Source organism: Cohnella hashimotonis (assembly GCF_030014955.1).
Taxonomy (GTDB): Bacteria; Bacillota; Bacilli; order Paenibacillales; family Paenibacillaceae; genus Cohnella; species Cohnella hashimotonis.
Genome location: NZ_JAGRPV010000001.1, coordinates 2,924,226 through 2,942,646 on the forward strand (window position 1 = coordinate 2,924,226; position 18,421 = coordinate 2,942,646).

The 18,421-nt window shown below is 60.6% G+C and carries 8 protein-coding genes; all 8 read left to right on the forward strand.

Going from position 1 to position 18,421, the window contains the following annotated elements:
• Positions 1-207: 207 nt before the first annotated feature.
• The 8 genes from KB449_RS11765 to KB449_RS11800 all read left to right on the forward strand — a co-directional run bounded on the left by KB449_RS11765 (position 208) and on the right by KB449_RS11800 (position 18,398).
• Positions 208-1,827, forward strand: coding sequence for a response regulator transcription factor (locus KB449_RS11765; protein WP_282908553.1), 1,620 nt, complete (start codon positions 208-210; stop codon positions 1,825-1,827).
• Positions 1,824-3,638 (forward strand): cache domain-containing sensor histidine kinase, encoded by a 1,815-nt coding sequence (locus KB449_RS11770; protein ID WP_282908554.1) that lies wholly within the window; start codon positions 1,824-1,826, stop codon positions 3,636-3,638. Before KB449_RS11765 ends, KB449_RS11770 begins: the two co-directional genes overlap by 4 nt.
• A gap of 300 nt (positions 3,639-3,938) precedes the next feature.
• Positions 3,939-8,528, forward strand: a complete 4,590-nt coding sequence (locus KB449_RS11775; RefSeq protein WP_282908555.1) for a chitobiase/beta-hexosaminidase C-terminal domain-containing protein — start codon at positions 3,939-3,941, stop codon at positions 8,526-8,528.
• A 273-nt stretch (positions 8,529-8,801) separates the two neighbouring features.
• Positions 8,802-9,746 carry an ABC transporter permease gene (locus KB449_RS11780; protein WP_282908556.1) on the forward strand — a complete coding sequence of 315 codons (945 nt, stop codon included), beginning with the start codon at positions 8,802-8,804 and terminating at the stop codon, positions 9,744-9,746.
• A 26-nt stretch (positions 9,747-9,772) separates the two neighbouring features.
• Positions 9,773-10,714 carry a carbohydrate ABC transporter permease gene (locus tag KB449_RS11785; RefSeq protein WP_282908557.1) on the forward strand — a complete coding sequence of 314 codons (942 nt, stop codon included), beginning with the start codon at positions 9,773-9,775 and terminating at the stop codon, positions 10,712-10,714.
• 94 nt (positions 10,715-10,808) lie between these two features.
• On the forward strand, positions 10,809-12,605 hold the full coding sequence (locus KB449_RS11790) for an extracellular solute-binding protein (protein WP_282908558.1): 1,797 nt from the start codon (positions 10,809-10,811) through the stop codon (positions 12,603-12,605).
• Between the two features lie 104 nt (positions 12,606-12,709).
• Positions 12,710-15,706 (forward strand): glycoside hydrolase family 2 protein, encoded by a 2,997-nt coding sequence (locus KB449_RS11795; protein ID WP_282908559.1) that lies wholly within the window; start codon positions 12,710-12,712, stop codon positions 15,704-15,706.
• The gene (locus tag KB449_RS11800; protein ID WP_282908560.1) at positions 15,699-18,398 is read left to right on the forward strand and encodes an alpha-L-rhamnosidase; all 2,700 of its coding nucleotides are present in this window, start codon (positions 15,699-15,701) and stop codon (positions 18,396-18,398) included. Before KB449_RS11795 ends, KB449_RS11800 begins: the two co-directional genes overlap by 8 nt.
• Positions 18,399-18,421: the final 23 nt, after the last annotated feature.

Consider the following 18,421-nt stretch of genomic DNA (forward strand, 5'->3'; position numbering starts at 1 on the left):
GAGGCGCCGGCCTTTCGTCCGACGAGCAAAATCAAGTAAATCGTAAAATCGTTCAACCTCGGCTCGCTTGCTTCGACTTATGATTAGAACACCGGAACGCTCCGCGACAACGCATGCGGCATATCAAGCATGCTTGTCCGCGGCACGCGAATCGGTTATATTCGAGGTCGAACGAAGGATAGCCGCACGGATCGGAGGGATGCCGCGATGTACAAGGTGATGATCGTCGAGGATGAGATGCTCGTCCGCGTCGGACTGAGGAGCTCCGTCGACTGGAGCAAATACGGCATGGAGGTCGCGGCCGATCTGCCCGACGGACAGGCGGCATGGGACTATTACGAAAAAGAAAAGCCCGATATCGTTATTACCGATATCCGGATGCCGCGGATGGACGGCATGCAGCTGATCGAACGGATTCGCGAAGCGGACAAGACAACGCGAATCGTCGTTCTTTCCTGCCTGGAAGAATTCGATCTGGCGCGCCGGGCCATGTCGCTTGGCGTATCCCATTATATATTAAAGCTCACGATGACCGAGGCGGAGATCGGCGGCGTCCTGGAGGGCGTGCGCCGCAGCCTTGACGAACAGAGCGCGCGCGGCCAGCCGGGCGAAGGCAAGCCGCACCCCTCCAACCTTGATCTGGTGAAGGAGAAGATGCTCAAGGATTTTCTGTTTTACAACATCTTCTCCGCCGATGAATTCGAGCGCTTCGTCGTCCAACACAGCTTGCGCCTTCAACCGGTCCGGCTGGTCGCCTGCAAGATGGAGCTTGACCGCTTCGCGCGGATTCAGGAGAAGTTCAAGGACGAGCACGGTCATCTGATCAAGATGACGCTGCTTAACGTGCTCGGGGAGATCGCTTCCGCCGCGTGCCGCGGGGAGGCGTTCTGCATCGACGACAAGCATTACGTCATCTTGCTGTCTTTCGAGGACGTGGCGTCCGAGCAGTCGATCCAGCAGGAAACCCATGCGATCCTCAGCCGCATCCAGGAAGCGATCTCGACTTACTTCGGCGCGTCGGCGTCGTTTGGCGTCAGCGGCATCCGAAGCGGCTACAAAAACCTGCCCGCGCTATATGCCGATGCAGGCAAGGCGCTGAGACATAAATTTTTGACCGGCACCGGACAAATGCATCGCGTCGGTCAACTGCCCGACCTAGCCGGCGTGCGCGCCCGCATCGCCCGTCTTCGGGATGCCGCGCCGCTGCGCGCGCTGCTGTCCCCGATCAAGCTGAAGGAATACGAGGCGTACCTGACGTCGCTCGAGGCGTCCCTGACCGACGACCGCAAGACGATCGAGTCGCTTCTCTTTCATTTTCTTCAATGGGTGGGCACGAGTCTGTACAATGACGGACAAAATGAAAAAACGCTCCTCATGAACGTCACGGGACAGCTCGAGGAGGCGGATACGCTGCTTGAAATGCTCGATTGCGTATCCGTTTTTTTCGCCGAAATCGTCGAGGAAACGCGCAACCGGCTGCACATGAGCAGCGACATCACCAAGGCGATCCAGTACATCAAGCAGCATTACAAAGAAAACATCAGCCTCCAGGCGGTCGCCGACCACGTGAATCTCAGCTTCAGCTATTTGAGCTTTCTGTTCAAAAAGGAGCTGCAGATCACGTTTATCGACTACCTCAACAGGTACCGGATCGAACGGGCCAAGGAGCTGATGGCTTCAACGCAGATGAAGTCTTACGATATCGCGGTCGAGGTCGGTTTTTCGCCGGAGTATACGTACTTCAGCAAGGTTTTTAAAAAAGTGACGGGATTGAACCCGAACGATTACCGCAGGCAGCGGACGAGCGGCCAGGCGGCCGCCGAATGAAGCTTCCGCACGCGTTCCGAAGCCTTCGTTCGCAGCTCGTGCTGTCGTACATGCTCATCAGCGTGCTCGTGCTGTCCGCCGGCACGTACTACGTTTATTCTTTTATGCTGAACCAGATTCGCGCGCAAAACGAACGGCTGCTTCTGCAGCAATTCCAGCAGGTCGATCACAACGTCCACGGCGTCGTCAGCGAAGTGGATCGGCTGTCCAACCTGTTCTGGGTCGACGAGCAGATTCAGTATTTGCTCCAGAACATCTCCGACAAGCGCAACGTCGACTTCGTCAACTATCAGAATCTGCTGCAAAACCGCATCGAGACGTTTATTTTCAACTACAACTACATTCATTCGATTTATCTCACCGCGGAGCAGCAGGGCGTCGTCGGCGGCAATGCGGGACAGACCCTCGTGCAGACGGAGGAGGAATGGGTGCGGCTGTTTTTCAAGTCGGACGCCTATATGCGTTCCCAGCTCGAATTTCCCAAGCTCATCGTGCAGGGCAACGTAAAGGAGTCTTATTACAACCCGTACAAGACCGGACCGAACGACGCCACGCTGGTCAGCATGCTGCGCGGCGTGCGCAGCATTTACGAGCCTCGGACGAGCGGGACGCTGATATTCAACATCGACGAGCGTTATCTCGCCTCCATGTACGCGTCCGATCTTAAGCCCGAAGACGGGGACATGTTTATCGTGGACAAGGACGGCGTTATCGTATCCAGCAACAACAAGGAGAAGATCGGGAAGGCGAGTCCGTTCGCGCCGCAAAAGGAGGGGGCGCCGGCTTACGGAAGCCGCGACGAGAAGGGCGGGAGCGTCCAGACGGTCTATTACAGGCTGCAGGACGCGGACTGGTATATCCTGAAGGAAGTGCCGCTCGGTCTTTATGCCGACCAGATTTACAAAATGCAGCGTGCCGTCGCGCTCTTTTTTATCGTCAGCCTGCTCATCATGTTCGCGCTCTCTTACGTGTGGCTGCGCAAGATCATGAATCCGCTGCAGGTGCTGTCCGGCAAGATGAAGGACATGAGCCGGGGGGAGCTCGGCGTCACCTTCGACCGCGTGCCGGACAACGAGCTCGGGACGGTTATCCGGCGGTTCAACGAGATGTCGCTCAGCATCGTGGAGCTGATCGATAAAAACAACAGCATGCAGGAGCAGAAGCGGGAGACGGAGATCGAATCGCTGCAATACCAGATCAACCCGCATTTTCTGTACAACACGCTGAATATGGTCCGTTGGATGGCGAACATGAAAAAAACGGACGATATCGAACGCAGCATCGTGGCGCTGGGCAATCTGCTCCGCCCGGTATTCTCGAGCAAGGATCCGATGTGCGAGCTGCGGGACGAACTGGCTTACTTGACGCACTATATCGGCATTATCAACCTGCGGTTCAACGACAGCGTCCTGTTCGACATCGACGTGGACGAGACGACCGCTTCGTGCCTGGTGCCGCGATTCATCCTGCAGCCGCTCGTGGAAAATTCGATCGCTTCCGGACAGCGGGAAGAAGAGCAGGAAATATTTATATCCATTCACGCCAAGTCGGACGACGGCGAGCTGCGGATCGTCGTCAGCGATTCGGGCACCGGCATTCCGCAGGACCTGCTAGAGGAGCTTAACCGCAGGTTCGAAACGGGCGAAGCGTACGAGTCGGCGGGCGGCGGCAGCGGCATCGGGCTGCGCAACGTGAACAAGCGCATCCGCCTTTATTTCGGCGAACAGTACGGCTTGCGCTTCGTTCCGCGCGACAAGGGGGCGGAGGTCGTTGTCCGCATGCCTTCGCTCCAGGCCGGGGGACAGGATTAAATTTCGGCAACGATTGGCCTCGCCCGTTCGGGCGGGGTCTTTTTTTTTAATTTGTCTTGTGACGCAGCTACTTGAACAGGTTAAAAAATCGTTCAACCGGCAATTGCGGCGATTGCGCTCTTTTTTCAATCGGATCGCGAGATCGTTCATATGAACCTGAATGCCGAGCGATTATGTTGAGGAAGACGGGGAGCCGATTGGCGCCCGCAGGTCATATTCGAAAAGCGGAGGTGAGCGGACGGCACGGTTTTGTAAGCGGTTACCGTTTATAGACACCCTCTAAAAGGAGCGATTGTTAGGATGAAGATCAAAAAATCCAGGTTCGGCGTGCTGGGAGCCGCGGCGCTATTGCTGTCCGCCCTGCTGCCGGCCGGCGCGGGTACGGGGAGCGCCGCAGCGGCGGAGACGGCGGCAACGGAAAACGTCACGGTCAGCATCGATACGGGCAACGTCATCAACGATGATTTTCTCGGCGTCGGCGTGAACGTCATGCCGCTCGCGCTTATGCCGAAGTCCGCAAGCTACGGGTACGACGGGCCGGAATGGGAGATCGACAGGAAGCGGATCGGCACGATCAAGCCGAAAGTCGCAAGGCTTTGGTTCCAGGTCGATTGGGTGGAAAAAGAGAAGGGCGTCTATGACTTCGACAGCGAGGAGATGGCGGATGTCTACCCGTACCTCGATGCGCTCAAGGCGGCCGGCACCGAGATCGAGCTCAACTTCGGCTGGAAAAACGGCGAGGAAATTCACGACTGGTTCGGCCTGCCGGGCGTCGATCCTTGGACGAGCGCGCCGGCGGACGTCGACGATTTCGCCGAATCGGCATCGAATACGCTCAAGGAGCTCATCGACGAACGCGGCTACGATAATATCAAGTACCTGACGTTCTACAACGAGCCCAATGGCAGCTGGGATTTCGAGACCGGCGGCGACAAGGCGAACCAGCAGCAGTACTACGCCAATATCGTCACGAAGGTCAGCCAGCGGCTCTCCGCGGACGGGCTGCGGGACCGGATCGGCATCTGGGCGCCGGAGGAGACGAGCGCGACGGACTGGACGACCGCGCTGCATACGCTTGCGGACGCGCATATCGACGGCTACAGCTTCCATATGTACGGCGCGTCGTACGAGAGCCTCGGCAGCGAGATTGCGGCCCGCAAGGCGGCCGTCTCGCCGAAGAAGGTACAGATGACGGAATTCGGCTGGTCGGCGGACGATGCCAGCGGCTGGAACTCCGGCTTCGCCAACTACGTCATTCGAGGCGCGAACGAAGGCCTTCAGTCGGCGCTCGTCTGGCAGCTGAACGGCGTCTGGAGCACCGACCCGCTCGGCGACGTCAACGGCAACTACACGATGTGGGATTCGGTCGTGCAGGGACTTGCGGCCAAGCGGACGTTTTATTCGGCCGGACTTCTCAATCGGTACGTACCTGCGCACAGCGACGTCGTCAAAGTACAGTCGAGCTCGCCGGACGTTCGCGCGGCCGCCTTTAAGACGGACGGCGGCGATTATGCGATTCTCGTCGAGAGCAAGGCAGGCGCGCCGAAGGATATTACGTTCGACTTCGGCGGCACGGCGATCGGCAAGACGTTCGTTAAGCACGCTTACAGCGATTCGGTCGCAAGAGACGGCAACGCGCTGCTTCCGCCCGCTTCCGGCAGCTTCGCGGCGACGGACACGTTCAGCGACGGGAACGTCGGAGCCGATTACAACTTCGCGATCTACACGACCGAAGCATCGCAGACGCAGGTCGAACTGACGCCGGTCGAAGCCAAGGTGACGGGCGGCGAGACGCTGCAGCTGTCGGCTGACGTCATCGACAATGCGGGCGGCGTGAGCTGGAGCGTGATCGGGTCCGGCAACGGCACGATTGACGCGAATGGCTTGTATACGGCTCCCGACGTGGATACGGAGCGCCAGGTCGCGATCAAGGCGGTTAGCCAGGCGAATCCGGACGGCTACAATATCGCCAGCGTCACGGTGACGCCGAGATCGCTGCCGACGCGCGTCGACGCGCCCGAGATTAGCCTTCCCTACGGCGTATACGATTCGTCGGAGGCCGTCACGCTCACGACGGGCACGCCCGGCGCCGAGATCCGGTACACGATCGACGGCAGCACGCCGAACGCGTCTTCGCCGCTCTACGAGCGGCCGGTTATTCTGAAGACGTCCACGACGCAGCTGTTCAAGGCCAGAGCTTTTAAAGCCGGGCTCGATCCGTCCGGCACGACGTCCGCATTCTACCGCATTCTCGACGTCAGCGTCGCGCCGGACGGCTATCAGTTCTGCGCTTACGAAGGCGGCGAGTGCTACTACGAAGGCGAGGGCATCGTCGCATATGGAGCGGACGGCCTGTTCAACTACAAGATCGCGACAGGCGGCACTGACTGCACGGCCGCTGTATTCGGCGATCCGAATCCCGGAGCGGCCAAGCGCTGCTACTACAGCGCGAACGTGCCGGACGAACTGCCTCTCGTTACGTTTTACAATGCGGGCTTTGAAAAGCCGGCGGTCGCGAGCTACCGCAACGGGCCGTTCACGAACGGCTGGGTGTTCAGCGACCATACGGGCGTGCACAGCAATACGAGCGCGTTCGCGCCGCCACCCGCGCCGCAAGGGGTGCAAAGCATGTACCTGAAAACCGACGGCGGCATCGACGGAAACTTCTATCAGGAGATTAACTTCAAGCCGGGCGAGTACCAGGTTTCCTTTAAAGCAGCCAACCGTACGAGCTTCGGCGGGCAGCAGACGTTCGACGTGTACTTCGACAGCGAGCTGATCGGCAGCTTCGCGCCGTCCGGCGCCTACACGACGTTCCGCACCGACAGCTTCGAGACGGCTGGCGGCAAGCATACGATCAAATTCCAGGCTACCTCGCACACGGGCGACAATACCGCCTTCATCGACGCGGTCGAGATCGGCCTGCCGAAGCCGCCAGAGCCGGCGGCGCTGCTGAACGCGGGCTTCGAATCGCCGACGGTCACGGCTTCAAGCGGCGTGAAGGCTGGCGCCTTCGCGGACGGCTGGTCGTTCAACAACAGAGCCGGCATCCAGAAGAACGGCTCGGCGTTCGGCGCGAAGGATGCGCCGGAAGGCGTTCAAACCGCGCTGATTCAGACCAACGGCGGACTTGCGGGCGAGATCAAGCAGACGCTCGGCTTTCCCGCCGGACGTTACAAGCTGTCGTTCCAGGCCGCGCGCCGCGGCTTTGGCGGCCAGCAAAGCTTCAACGTCTACTACGACAATACGGTAATCGGCTCCTATACACCGACGTCGCAGGACTTCAAGGCGTTCAAGACCGGCGGCTTCGAGGTCGCGACGACAGGCAGCCACACGATCAAATTCGCGGCGACGACGACGAGCGGGGACAACACGGCGTTTATCGACGACGTCAGGCTGATCCTGATCGAGGAGGTTGCCGACCAGACCGCGCTCGCGAGCAAAAAGAGCCAGATCGTCGCGGAAAATCTTCAGGCGGCCGACTTCACGGACGCCAGCTGGTCGGCGCTGCAAAGCGCGCTGACGGCGGCGGACGCCGTTCTGGCCGATGCGTACGCGACGCAAGCCGAGACGGATGCGGCTTTGTCGGGGCTGACCGCGGCGCGCGCGGGACTCACGGCGTTCGTGCCGTCGCTTGCGAACGGCGGCTTCGAGTCGCCTGCCGTCACGAGCTACCGCGTCGGACCGATGACGTACGACTGGACGTTTAACGGCCTGTCCGGCGTGCAAAAGAACGGCTCCGTATTCGGCGCGCCGACGGCGCCGGACGGTTCGCAAACCGCGCTGGTCACGTCCAAAAACGGCTCGCAAGGCGAGCTGTCGCAGGCGATCCGTTTTGCTGCAGGCACCTATAAGATCGCTTTCCAGGCTGCGCGCCGGGATTTCGGCGGACAGGTCGCCTTCGACGTCTATTACGATACGACGCTGCTCGCTTCCTTCTCGCCGACGAACAAGACGGCCTTTGCGGCGTTCGAGACCCCGATTTTTACCGCGGCCGCGGGCAATCATACGATACGCTTCGTCACGACGAACGCCTCGGGCGACAATACGGCATTTCTGGACGCGATCGCCGTCCAGCAGGCCGTGCCGCCTGCGGACCGGACGCAGCTCTCGGCCAAGCATGAGGCAATCACCGCGGAGGGCTTGAACGAAGCCGCCTATACGGCCGGCAGCTGGTCGGCGCTGCAGACGGCGCTGACCGCAGCCAGCGTGGCGCTCGCGAACGCGGCGTCGACGCAGAATCAGATCGACGCCGCGTTGTCCGAGCTGACGACGGCGCGCGCGGCCCTCGCCGCCGAGCCGCCGGCTGCCGCGAAGCCGGGCGTGGCGGTGCTGTCCAGCGACAACGGCTATGACACGGGGCTGCTCGACGGCGATTACAAAATCACGATGAATCTCTGGTACGGCGAAAACGCGACGATCTACAAGCTGTACGAGAACGATGCACTGATCGATACGCAGCGGCTCGTTAGCGCTTCTCCGGCAGCGCAGACGGCAAATACGCAACTTTCGGGGCGAGTCGACGGCACCTATCGTTACCGGGCCGAGCTGATCAATGCGAAAGGGGCGACGTCAAGCGAGACGCTGACCGTTGTCGTCAAGGACGCGAAGCCGGGCAAGCCGGTGCTGTCCGCGAACAATTGGGACGGAGACGGCAGCTATGACGTGACGATGAACCTGTGGTGGGGGACGAACGGCAGCGCGTATCGTTTGTACGAAAACGGCGTGCTGATCGATACGAAGACATTGTCAGCGGGCACGCCTGCCGCGCAAGCGGCGACGACGGCGATCGCGGGAAAAGCGCTGGGCAGCTATGAATACCGTGCCGAGCTTTCCAACGCAGCCGGCGCGACGACAAGCGAGACGCTGCTCGTGCAAGTGACGAAGTAGGTCAGAATAAGCAAGTTATATCAGGTTACTTATACGAGCCGCTTTGGCGCGCCGGCGAAGCCGGGAGCCAAGGCGGCTTTGTACATTCAGAATCAAGCCTCAGGCCCCCCTCCGCGTTTTTGTTCAACCCGCCGCAAAATCGTTCAATCCGCCCGTCCGTGCGCCTCTATATATTTCAACGAGATCGAGAGATCCTTCATTCGACATGGTTCCAAAGGCTCCTATAATGAGGACATCGAAAGAGAGAGACTTCAGGAGTAAAGGAGAACCGCTATGGAAACCACGACTGCGAGCCAGACCGGCAAAAAGCGGCGCTTCAAATCGAGCCACCGTCGAAAGGACGGATACAAGCTTCTGCTTGCGGCGCTGCCGTTCGTCCTCATCGCCTTCGCCTTCAGCTATGTGCCGCTGTTCGGCTGGATTTACGCCTTTTTCGACTATCACCCCGGCATCCCGCTATCCAAAACACCATTTTCCGGACTCGACCGGTTCAGAGAAATGTTCAGCGATCCCTGGATGGGGCCCGTGCTGATGAACACGCTGGCGCTGAGCTTCCTGTCGATCCTGACCGCGCCGATTCCGATGCTGTTCGCCATCATGGTGTCCGAGGTGCGCAGCGGCTGGTTCAAGCGTCTCGTTCAGACCGTGTCCACGCTGCCGCACTACATCAGCTGGATTATCGTATACGCGCTGGCGTTCAGCATGTTCAGCACAGAGGGAGCGGTCAACACGTTCCTGATGAAACTGGGACTGGGCGGCGCGCCCGTAGACGTACTCGGCAACTACGAGCGCGTATGGACGGTGCAGACGCTGCTGCTCCTATGGAAATCCGTCGGCTGGAGCGCGATTATTTACCTGGCCGCCATCGTCAGCATCGACAGCGAGCAATACGACGCCGCCAAGGTCGACGGCGCGGGCAGACGGCGCACGATCTGGCACATTACGCTGCCGAGCATCATGCCGACGTTTATCGTGCTGCTGCTGCTCTCGATCAGCAATCTGCTATCCGCCGGTTTCGAGCAATACCTCGTATTCAGCAACGTAATGGTTGCGGATCGCATCGAGGTGCTCGACCTGTACGTGTACCGGCTGGGTCTGGTCACCGGCGACTACTCTTACTCGACGGCGGTAGGGATGTTCAAGTCGATCATCAGCATCGTGCTGCTGTTCACCGTCAACCTGCTGTCCAAAAAATTCCGCGGCCAAGGCATCGTCTGACCGTTTGACCGGAAAGGAGCTTCCCCATGAACACGACAACCGCAACCAAGCCTGCGGCCGTCGCTTCGAAGCCGGAGCGGCGCAAGCGGCCGATCGACTACAAGGATCTGACGTTCAACTTTTTTAACTACCTGCTATTGACGGTGCTCGTGCTTGCCACCATCTATCCCTTTTACTACATCTTCATCTATTCGATCAGCGACTCGATCCAGGCGCAGAAGGGCGTCACCTTCTGGCCGGCGGGCTTCTCCCTGGAGGCTTACCAGACCACGGTGAAGCTGCCGGGCATTATGGATGCCGCCATCGTATCGCTGTCGCGGACGGTCGTCGGCACACTCATTACCGTTTTCTGCTGCTCGTTCTTCGCCTATTTGATCACGAAGGAAGAGCTTCCGTTCCGCAAGGCGATTTACCGGTTCGTGCTCGTCACCATGTACTTCAACGCCGGCTTCATCCCCTGGTATCTGACGATGAAAACGTACGGGCTGCAAAACAGCTTCCTGCTGTACGTGCTGCCGACGGCGCTTGCGGGCTTTAACGTCATCCTGATCAAGACGTTTATCGAACAGCTGCCGGCCTCGCTTGAGGAATCGGCCAAGATCGACGGCGCGGGCTACTTCAAAATCTACACGAGCATCATATTCCCGCTGTCGATGCCGATCATCGCGACGATCGCCGTGTTCGCCGCCGTGGGCCAGTGGAATACATGGTTCGATAACTACTTTCTCGTCGAAAATCCGAAGCTGCAAACGCTTCAGCTCGTGCTCTACAACTTCCTGAACCAATCGAGCAATCTGTCCAACGCGACGACGGAGCAGCTCAACCGCGGCGATCTGGTCCGCACGCTGACGCCGCAGTCGATCCGGATGGCCATCACCATGCTCGTGACGCTGCCGATCGTGCTCGTCTATCCGATGCTGCAGCGCTACTTCGTCAAAGGCATCATGATGGGCGCAGTCAAAGGCTGACCGAAATGGCCTTCCGATCCGAAGAAGACAAGCTTGGATTATCCGGCGATATCGCCGATAATTATAAATCTCGACCATTCATAGGAGGGTTACAATGAGAAAGAAAGCTACCCTTAAGCTGGGGGCCATGATGCTGGCGACGACTTCCCTTTTGCTCTCCGCCTGTTCCGGCGGCAACAACGGCAACAATGGAAACAACGCTTCGCCGTCCGCGACGACATCGGCTAGCGCCGGCGCAAGTTCGGCTGCCGCAAGCCCCAGCGCTTCGACCGAAGCCGCCAAGGATCTGGTCACGCTCCGCGTGCTGGTCATGGAGCCGGGCACCAAGTGGAACAAGTATAACGAAAGCCCGGTAGCCAAAGCGATCGCCGACAAAATCGGGGTCAAGATCGAATACGTAGAAGCCGACGAAAATAAATTCAACGTCATGCTGGCTAGCGGCGACCTGCCCGATATCGTCCGCTCGGACGTCAACAAATATCAAAAGCAGCTGATCGAAGGCAACCTGATCGTCCCGATGGACGACCTGCTCGCCGAGCACGGCAAAGACATTACCGCGAACATCCCGACCGTCGTCGACTTCAGCAAGAAAAACTGGAGCAACGGCACCGGCAAGCTTTACTTCCTGCCGCCGCAGGTTCAGGCGAAGTCGGGCAAGTTCGTCCGTCCGATCACGATCGGCCCGACGATCCGCTGGGACTGGTACAAGGAAGCCGGCGCCCCCGAGGTCAAGACGATGGACGACCTGCTGAACGTCGTCGACCAGATCGTGCAGAAGCATCCGAAGACCGACGACGGCAAAAAGGTGTACGGCGTCTCGATGTGGCAGGACTGGGGCTTGTGGCCGTACACGATCCCGCCGATCATTTTCACCAATATCGCCGGCGTGACGAGCGACCTGACGATGCACGAGACCGGCAGCACCAAGTTCATCAGCACGCTGACCGACGAGACGTCCAACTTCTGGACCGCGATGAAGTTCTACTTCGACGCCAACCAGCGCGGCCTGCTCGATCCCGACAGCCTGACGATGAAAAACAACGATTACATGGCCAAGGCGACCTCCGGCCAAATCGTCGTCGGACCGGCTACCTGGGCGATGGGCGACTTCAACGCTCAGCATACGAACGACGGCAAAGGCTTCATCGTCATTCCGGCGGGCAAATACGCCTGGACGGGCGAGATTCGCCCGCTCGGCTGGCAGGACAAATCGTACAGCATCTCCAAGAGCTCCAAAAATCCGGAGAAGGCGATGGAGTTCCTGAACTACATCTACTCCTACGAAGGCGCAAGAACGATGTACAGCGGCATCGAAGGCCAGAACTGGAACCTGACGGACGGCAAGCCGACGCTCACCGAAGACTCGCTGGCGCTCAAGGCGACGGGCGGCATTCCGCTCGAATCGTCCGGCATGTCGCTCGACCTGAACATCATCGGCCTCGGCGGCGACGTCGCCAATCCGCAGGACGGCCAGCCGCTCAACCTGTTCAACACCGAGGAAGCGCTCGTCAAGGCTGCGACGCCGCTTGAAAAAGACTTTGCGCAGCACTACGGCGCATCGTATTCCGGCGAAGTATTCGGCAAGCTCATCAAGGAAGGCAAGCTCGTGTCCGCCACGACCTGGATGGACAATATGAGCGAGGATCAGGTGCTCAAGGAAAATACGGTGCCGGGCGTCACGCTGACCGACGACTGGAAAAAGAAAGAGGCTTCGCTCAAGGAGCTCGCCACGCGTCAAGCGGCCAAGATCATTCTGGCGAAGGACGAAGCGGCTTACAACAAAGCGAAAGCCGAAGCGCTTGACGCCTTCAAAAAAGCGGGCGCGGACGACTTCACAAAGTATTACAACGACGAAGTCCAAAGACTGAGAGCGGAGCACGGCCTGCAATAAGGGCCGCCGCGCGCGGCATAGCCGCCTTGACAGGGAGCCGGAGCCGAGGAGGCTTCGGCTCCCTGTTCGTTCGATGAAATTAAACGGATGGGAAGTGCCGCAGCATGACGGAACGATATTTGGACGACTTGCAAGACGAGGCGTACCGCAAATCCTCGCTCTACGGAGACACGGCTTGCGAAATAGATGCATCCAGGCCTGCGCAACGGACGATTGCGAGGCTCGTCGACGGCGATGGAGACCGACATGGAGACGTTGATTCCAAGATTGTCTGTCTTGGGCCGGAACGGCTCTCCTTGTCGGGCAGCTGGCGCATGCAGGACAGCGAGCCCGCAGACCCCGGCGATCCCGCGCCGAATACCGGCTGGTTCGGACGAAAGGCGAAAGCGAGCCGGGGAATGGCGGAGAAGTGGTACGCGCCGGGCACGGATCGAAGCGGTTGGCGCGAGGTGACGGTGCCGACGACGGTGCAGCGCGCGCTCGTCGGACTTGGCGAGCTCGCGGACCCATACTGGGACACGAATACGATCGACGAGCTGGAAAAGCATGGCCAGCCGACGGAGACGCCGCTATGGTTCCGGCGGACGCGCGCGGAGCGCAGCGACTGGTGGTTTGCGCGCAGCTTCGAGGCGCCGGCCGATTGGCGGGGACGTCGGCTTACGCTGCGATTCGACGGCATCGACTATTCGGGCACCGTGTTCCTGAACGGGATGTCGCTCGGTTATCACGCGGGCATGTTCGGCGGTCCCGACCTCGACGTCACGCGGCTCGTCGACTTCGACGGTCCCAACGAGCTGGTTGTCCGAATCGATCAGGCCCCGCAGTCCTGGAACGGCATCATGAAAGGCAGTCCGGGCTTCGGCTGGCACTACGGGCATCTGATATCGCTCGGGATATGGAAGGATGTCTGGCTTGTGGCCGAACCGGAAGTCGCCGTCTCCGAGCCGTATATCGTCACCCGGTCGATCGGTCCGGAGGGCGCCGTGCTGGAGATCTCGTACAGCGTGGACAACTTGCTGACGGAGCCCGTCTCGCTTACGGTCGATGGCGAAATTAAGCTGAAGGGGGAAAATGCCGAAAAGGCGCATGCCGTTCAATTTCGAAGCAAGCTCGAAGCGCCGATCGGACGCAGCCGGCATATCGCCGAGGTGACGCTGCGCGATCCGTTCCTTTGGTGGCCTGCGGGATACGGCGAGCAGGCGCTTTATGATTTAAAGCTTGACGTCAAGCCGGGCGACGGGGATGGAGCGAACGGGCGAGGCTGCGGAGCGGGGAATGGGTCTCCCGCCAGCGAGAGAGGAGCCTCTGCGATCGCGGCCGTCGGCACGGAGACGACGTTCGGCGTTCGTACGGTCGAGATGCTTGCTGCGCCGGGCGCACGCCCGGAAGCCGATTACCGCTGGCAGTTTGTCGTCAACGGCGTGCCGATGTTCATCAAAGGCGCGAATTGGTGCTGGCCGGATCCGATGCTCGAGCAGCGCGAGGATCTGTATGCGCGGCTGATCGGCTTGGCACGGCGCGGACATGTACAAATGCTGCGCGCCTGGGGCGGAGGCATCGTCGAAGAGGATGTATTTTACCGGCTGTGCGACGAAGCCGGCATTCTGGTCTATCAGGAGTTTCCGTTATGCTGGGGGCCGATGGACGCGCCTTATACCGATCTCGGCGTCCTCGACCGGCAGGTGACGGCTTCGGTCAAGCGGCTGCGCAATCACCCGTCGCTCGTCATGTGGGGAGGCGGCAACGAAAACGGCGAGCACGGCGGCGCGGACGAGGGGCTGCATCTGGTCGGCCGACGCTGCCGCGGAATCGATCCGTCCAGGCCTTTCCATCGGACAGACCCGTGGGGCGGGAGCGCGCACAATTGGAACGTGTACCATGGCGGGGAGCCGCTCGACGCGGCGACGCTTGCAATGCCGTCGGTATTTTACGGGGAATACGGCGTGCCGAGCATGCCCGCTCGTTCGAGCTGCGTCCGGTTCGTGCCGGAGGAGGCGCTGTCTGCCTGGCCGCCGACCGAGGAGAGCCGGGGCTGGCTTGCGCATTTTCACCAGTTCTCGCTGAAGGACGTCATCAAAGTTATGCGGTACGGCGCATACGGGCCAATCACGGATTGGGAGACGTATATTACGTATTCCCAGGCCGCGCAGGGCGAGTCCATCCGATTTGCGGCTGAGATTCAACGTGCAGGCGCGGCGGAGGGGAAGACGGGTTTTTGGTATTACAAGTTCACGGATTTGTTCCCCGGCCATTCCTGGGGCGTCGTCGATTTTTACGGTACGCCCAAGCTGCCCTATTATCAGGCGAAACGGGCTTGCAGTCCGCGATCGGCATTCGCCGTCTATGACCGGATCGGCGGCTGGGAGGCGGGCGAAACGTTCGAAGCGGAGCTTCATGCCGCAAACGATACCGGCTATGCGCTGCGCGGCGCTGTAGCGGTCGCGACCGTGTACGACAGCGGCTTAAGCGAGCTTTGGTCCGGCCGCTACGACGTCGAGCTGGAGGCGAACGGTCGGATTAAGCTGGGCCGAATCGCGTTCAAGCTGCCGGGCGAGCCCAAGCGGCTGACGCCGTTTTTGCTGGCGGTGATACTTCAGGACGAAAAAGGCGCGGCGATCTCGGATCAATGGTACGAAATGAACGCGCAGCCGAAAACGAAAGACCTGATCGCTTTCGAGCAAGCGCATCTGTATGACGGCAACGAGTATCCGGGCACGGTCGCCGAGGAGGCGTTCGCGCTGTATGCCGGCTTGCCGGACGCTCCGCTGCGCCGCCTGCCGCGCACCTCGCTGGCGCTGTCGGTCGAGTCTTCCCCCGGCGGGGGGCGCATCCGTATCCGCAATACGGGACTTGTCCCGGCCATCCGCGTGACGCTCGCGGGATTCCCGGTCGACTGGAGCTGCTATCTGTCGGACAACGAGATCGGGCTGCGGCCCGGCGAAGAGCGGACGATTGCCTATGAAGCGCCGGCGGGAACGGCGCTTGACGATTTGACGGCCAGCGCCTGGAATGCGCCGGCAATCGCTGCGGAATATGCGCCTGGCGAGCAGACGGTCGAAGAGCCGCACGGTTCCGACGAAGGGGGAAAAAGCCATGCCTGAACATGGAAACGAAAATGTATTTGTAAATGTATTTAAGGAAGCGGCATGGATCGCTGCGCCCGTCGCCGACCATCGGGATTGGGACGAATATGCGGTCGAGCTGACCGTCGTCTTGGAAGCAGGCACGCTGGAAATTCTGTTCGGCGTTCGATCGGAGGCGCGCTACAGCGGCTGTGCGCTGGATGCCGAGTTCGGCAGCGTGACGTTGTTCGGTTTTGCGGACGGAATCCGGACGGAACTGGCGCGCGCGGCTGCTCCAGAGCTGACGAATTCGCCGGGCGCCATACGGATCAGGCTTGAGCGAAGCGCCGAGGAGGTCGCCGTTAACATCGGCGGACGAACCGTTCTTTGTGCCCGCGAACCCGGTCGCGAAGCGGGCACGATCGGCTTCAGAGCCGGAAGCGGCGGCTCGGCGGTCTGCCGGGATCTGCGCGTCGTTGCACCGGACGGACGCCACATGTACGTCAACCGGTTTTACGATCCTGCAGTGATCCAATTCGGGGGCGGGCGCATCGACGGCTCGGGCAGCGGCCTGCGGCTGGACGAGAACGTTCTGGCTGTCTGCGAGGCGCAGGTCGCATCCGACAGCCCGCTGCTGCGCAAGCAATTCGAGCTGCAGTCGCCAGTCGTCCGCGCGGAGCTTTGCGTGTACGCTCTCGGGTGGTACGAGGTCACCGTCAACGGCGCAAAGCCCGATGCCCGTTTGCTGACGCCAGCGAACGCTCCTTACGAACGCAGGCTGCTGTATGACGTTTACGATGTGACGAGCTTCTTGAAGGCGGGGACCAATGCGGTCGGCCTCTGGCTTGGCAACGGCTACAATATGAATTATTCGCGGTGGGGCTGGAAGTGGAAGCGCGGCAAGGCGGTCGCTTTAACGCTGACGGCGACGCTCGAAGACGGTTCGACGCGGACGCTTGGTACCGACGAGAGCTGGCTGACCGGGCCAAGTCCGCTGCTCGCGAACGACATCTACGACGGCGAGATTTTCGATGCCAGGCTCGCGCAGCCGGGATGGAATTTGCCGGAATTCGCGGCCTTGGGCTGGGCTCGCGCTGTCCGAGCGGCGCCGCCCGAAGGTGAGCTTTTGCGAAACGAGCAGCCTCAGGTCCGGGCGTTCGAGCCGCTTCGGCCGGTTCGCGTGCTTAGGCCGCGGGATGGTGTCGCCGTATACGACTTCGGGCAAAATATCGCCGGCTGGGCTAAAGCGGCCGTCCGGGGATCGGCCGGAACGCGGGTCGAGCTGCGCTACAGCGAGCTTATAGACGCGGACGGCGCGATCGATCCGTGGACGAACCGCAACGCGAAGGCGACCGATATTTACATCCTCGGCGGCAGCTCAGAACGAGAAACCTACGAGCCCCGGTTCACCTATCACGGCTTTCGTTATGTCGAAGTGCGCGGCGACGCCGAGCTGCTGGAGCTGCTCGCGGTACCGGTGCATGCGGACGTCGAGGAAGCCGGCGAATTCAACTGCTCGGACGAGACGCTTGTCCGCATTCAGCGCAACCTCCGCTGGTCGATACTGAACAATCTGTACAGCATTCCGACCGACTGCTGCCAGCGGGACGAGCGCACGCCTTGTCTCATGGATTCGGCGGTCGTCGAGGAGGCTGCTATCCACAATTTCGGCATGCAGGCTTATTACCGCAAATGGCTCGGCGATATTAGCCACGATGCCGGCAATCCCGACTGGAGCGGGGACAAGGTGACGCTGCCTTGGTATCTGTACCAGTATTACGGCGATCGCGAGACGCTTGAAACATCTTATCCGAGCATGTCCGCCTACGTGGATACGCTCGCCGCGAAGTGGCCTGCCGGCATCGTCGAGGAGGGCTTCGGCGACTGGTGCGTTCCGAACGACGACGGGTGGGAAAACTACTTCAACGAAGTAGCGATCGTGAATTCGGCGCTATACGGACGGTTCGCGCGCATCGTGTCTCAGGCGGCGGAAGTTTGCGGACATGCGGAAGAAGCTATGCGCTTCTCGGCGCTTGCGGAGCGGATCGGCGAGGCTTTTCAATCCCGCTTCCATGACGGCAACGGCATATACGGCAGCGGCTCGCAGACTGCGCAATTGATGCCGCTCGCCTTCGGTATGGTGCCCTCATCCGCCGTCGACAAGGCGTTTCAGGGACTGCTCGCCGCAATCGAGGCGAAAGGCGGGCGCCTGGACACGGGCATCTACGGCACGCGTTATCTGATGGATGTGCTCGCGGACCATGGCTGCATCGACCTGGCGCTTGCGCTGCTGACGCAGCCCGAATATCCCGGCTTCGGCTATCAAATCGCGCAGGGCGCGACGACACTCTGGGAGCAGTGGAGCGAGAAAGGCGGCATGCACTCGCACGATCATGCGATGTTCGGCGGTATCGGCGCGTCCTTTTACACGCGTCTTGGCGGCATCGAGCCGCTATCGCCCGGGTACGATTCGATTCGAATCCGGCCGAACGTGCCTTCTTGCCTGCAATGGGCCAGAACTCGTCTGAAGACGGTAAAAGGCGAGATCGTCTCCGACTGGACGAAAGAAGGGAACGCGCTCAGGCTCGACGTCGAAATTCCGGCGGGCGCAACGGCCGTCGTCGTGCTGCCGGGTCCGAAGAGCGGCACCGCCGCGGCCGCCGACGAGCGCAGGGTCGGTCCGGGGAAGCATGCTTTTGTCGTCGCGTCTGCCGCCGCAGCGGCAGAATGACCTTTACAAGACGATTCGATTCC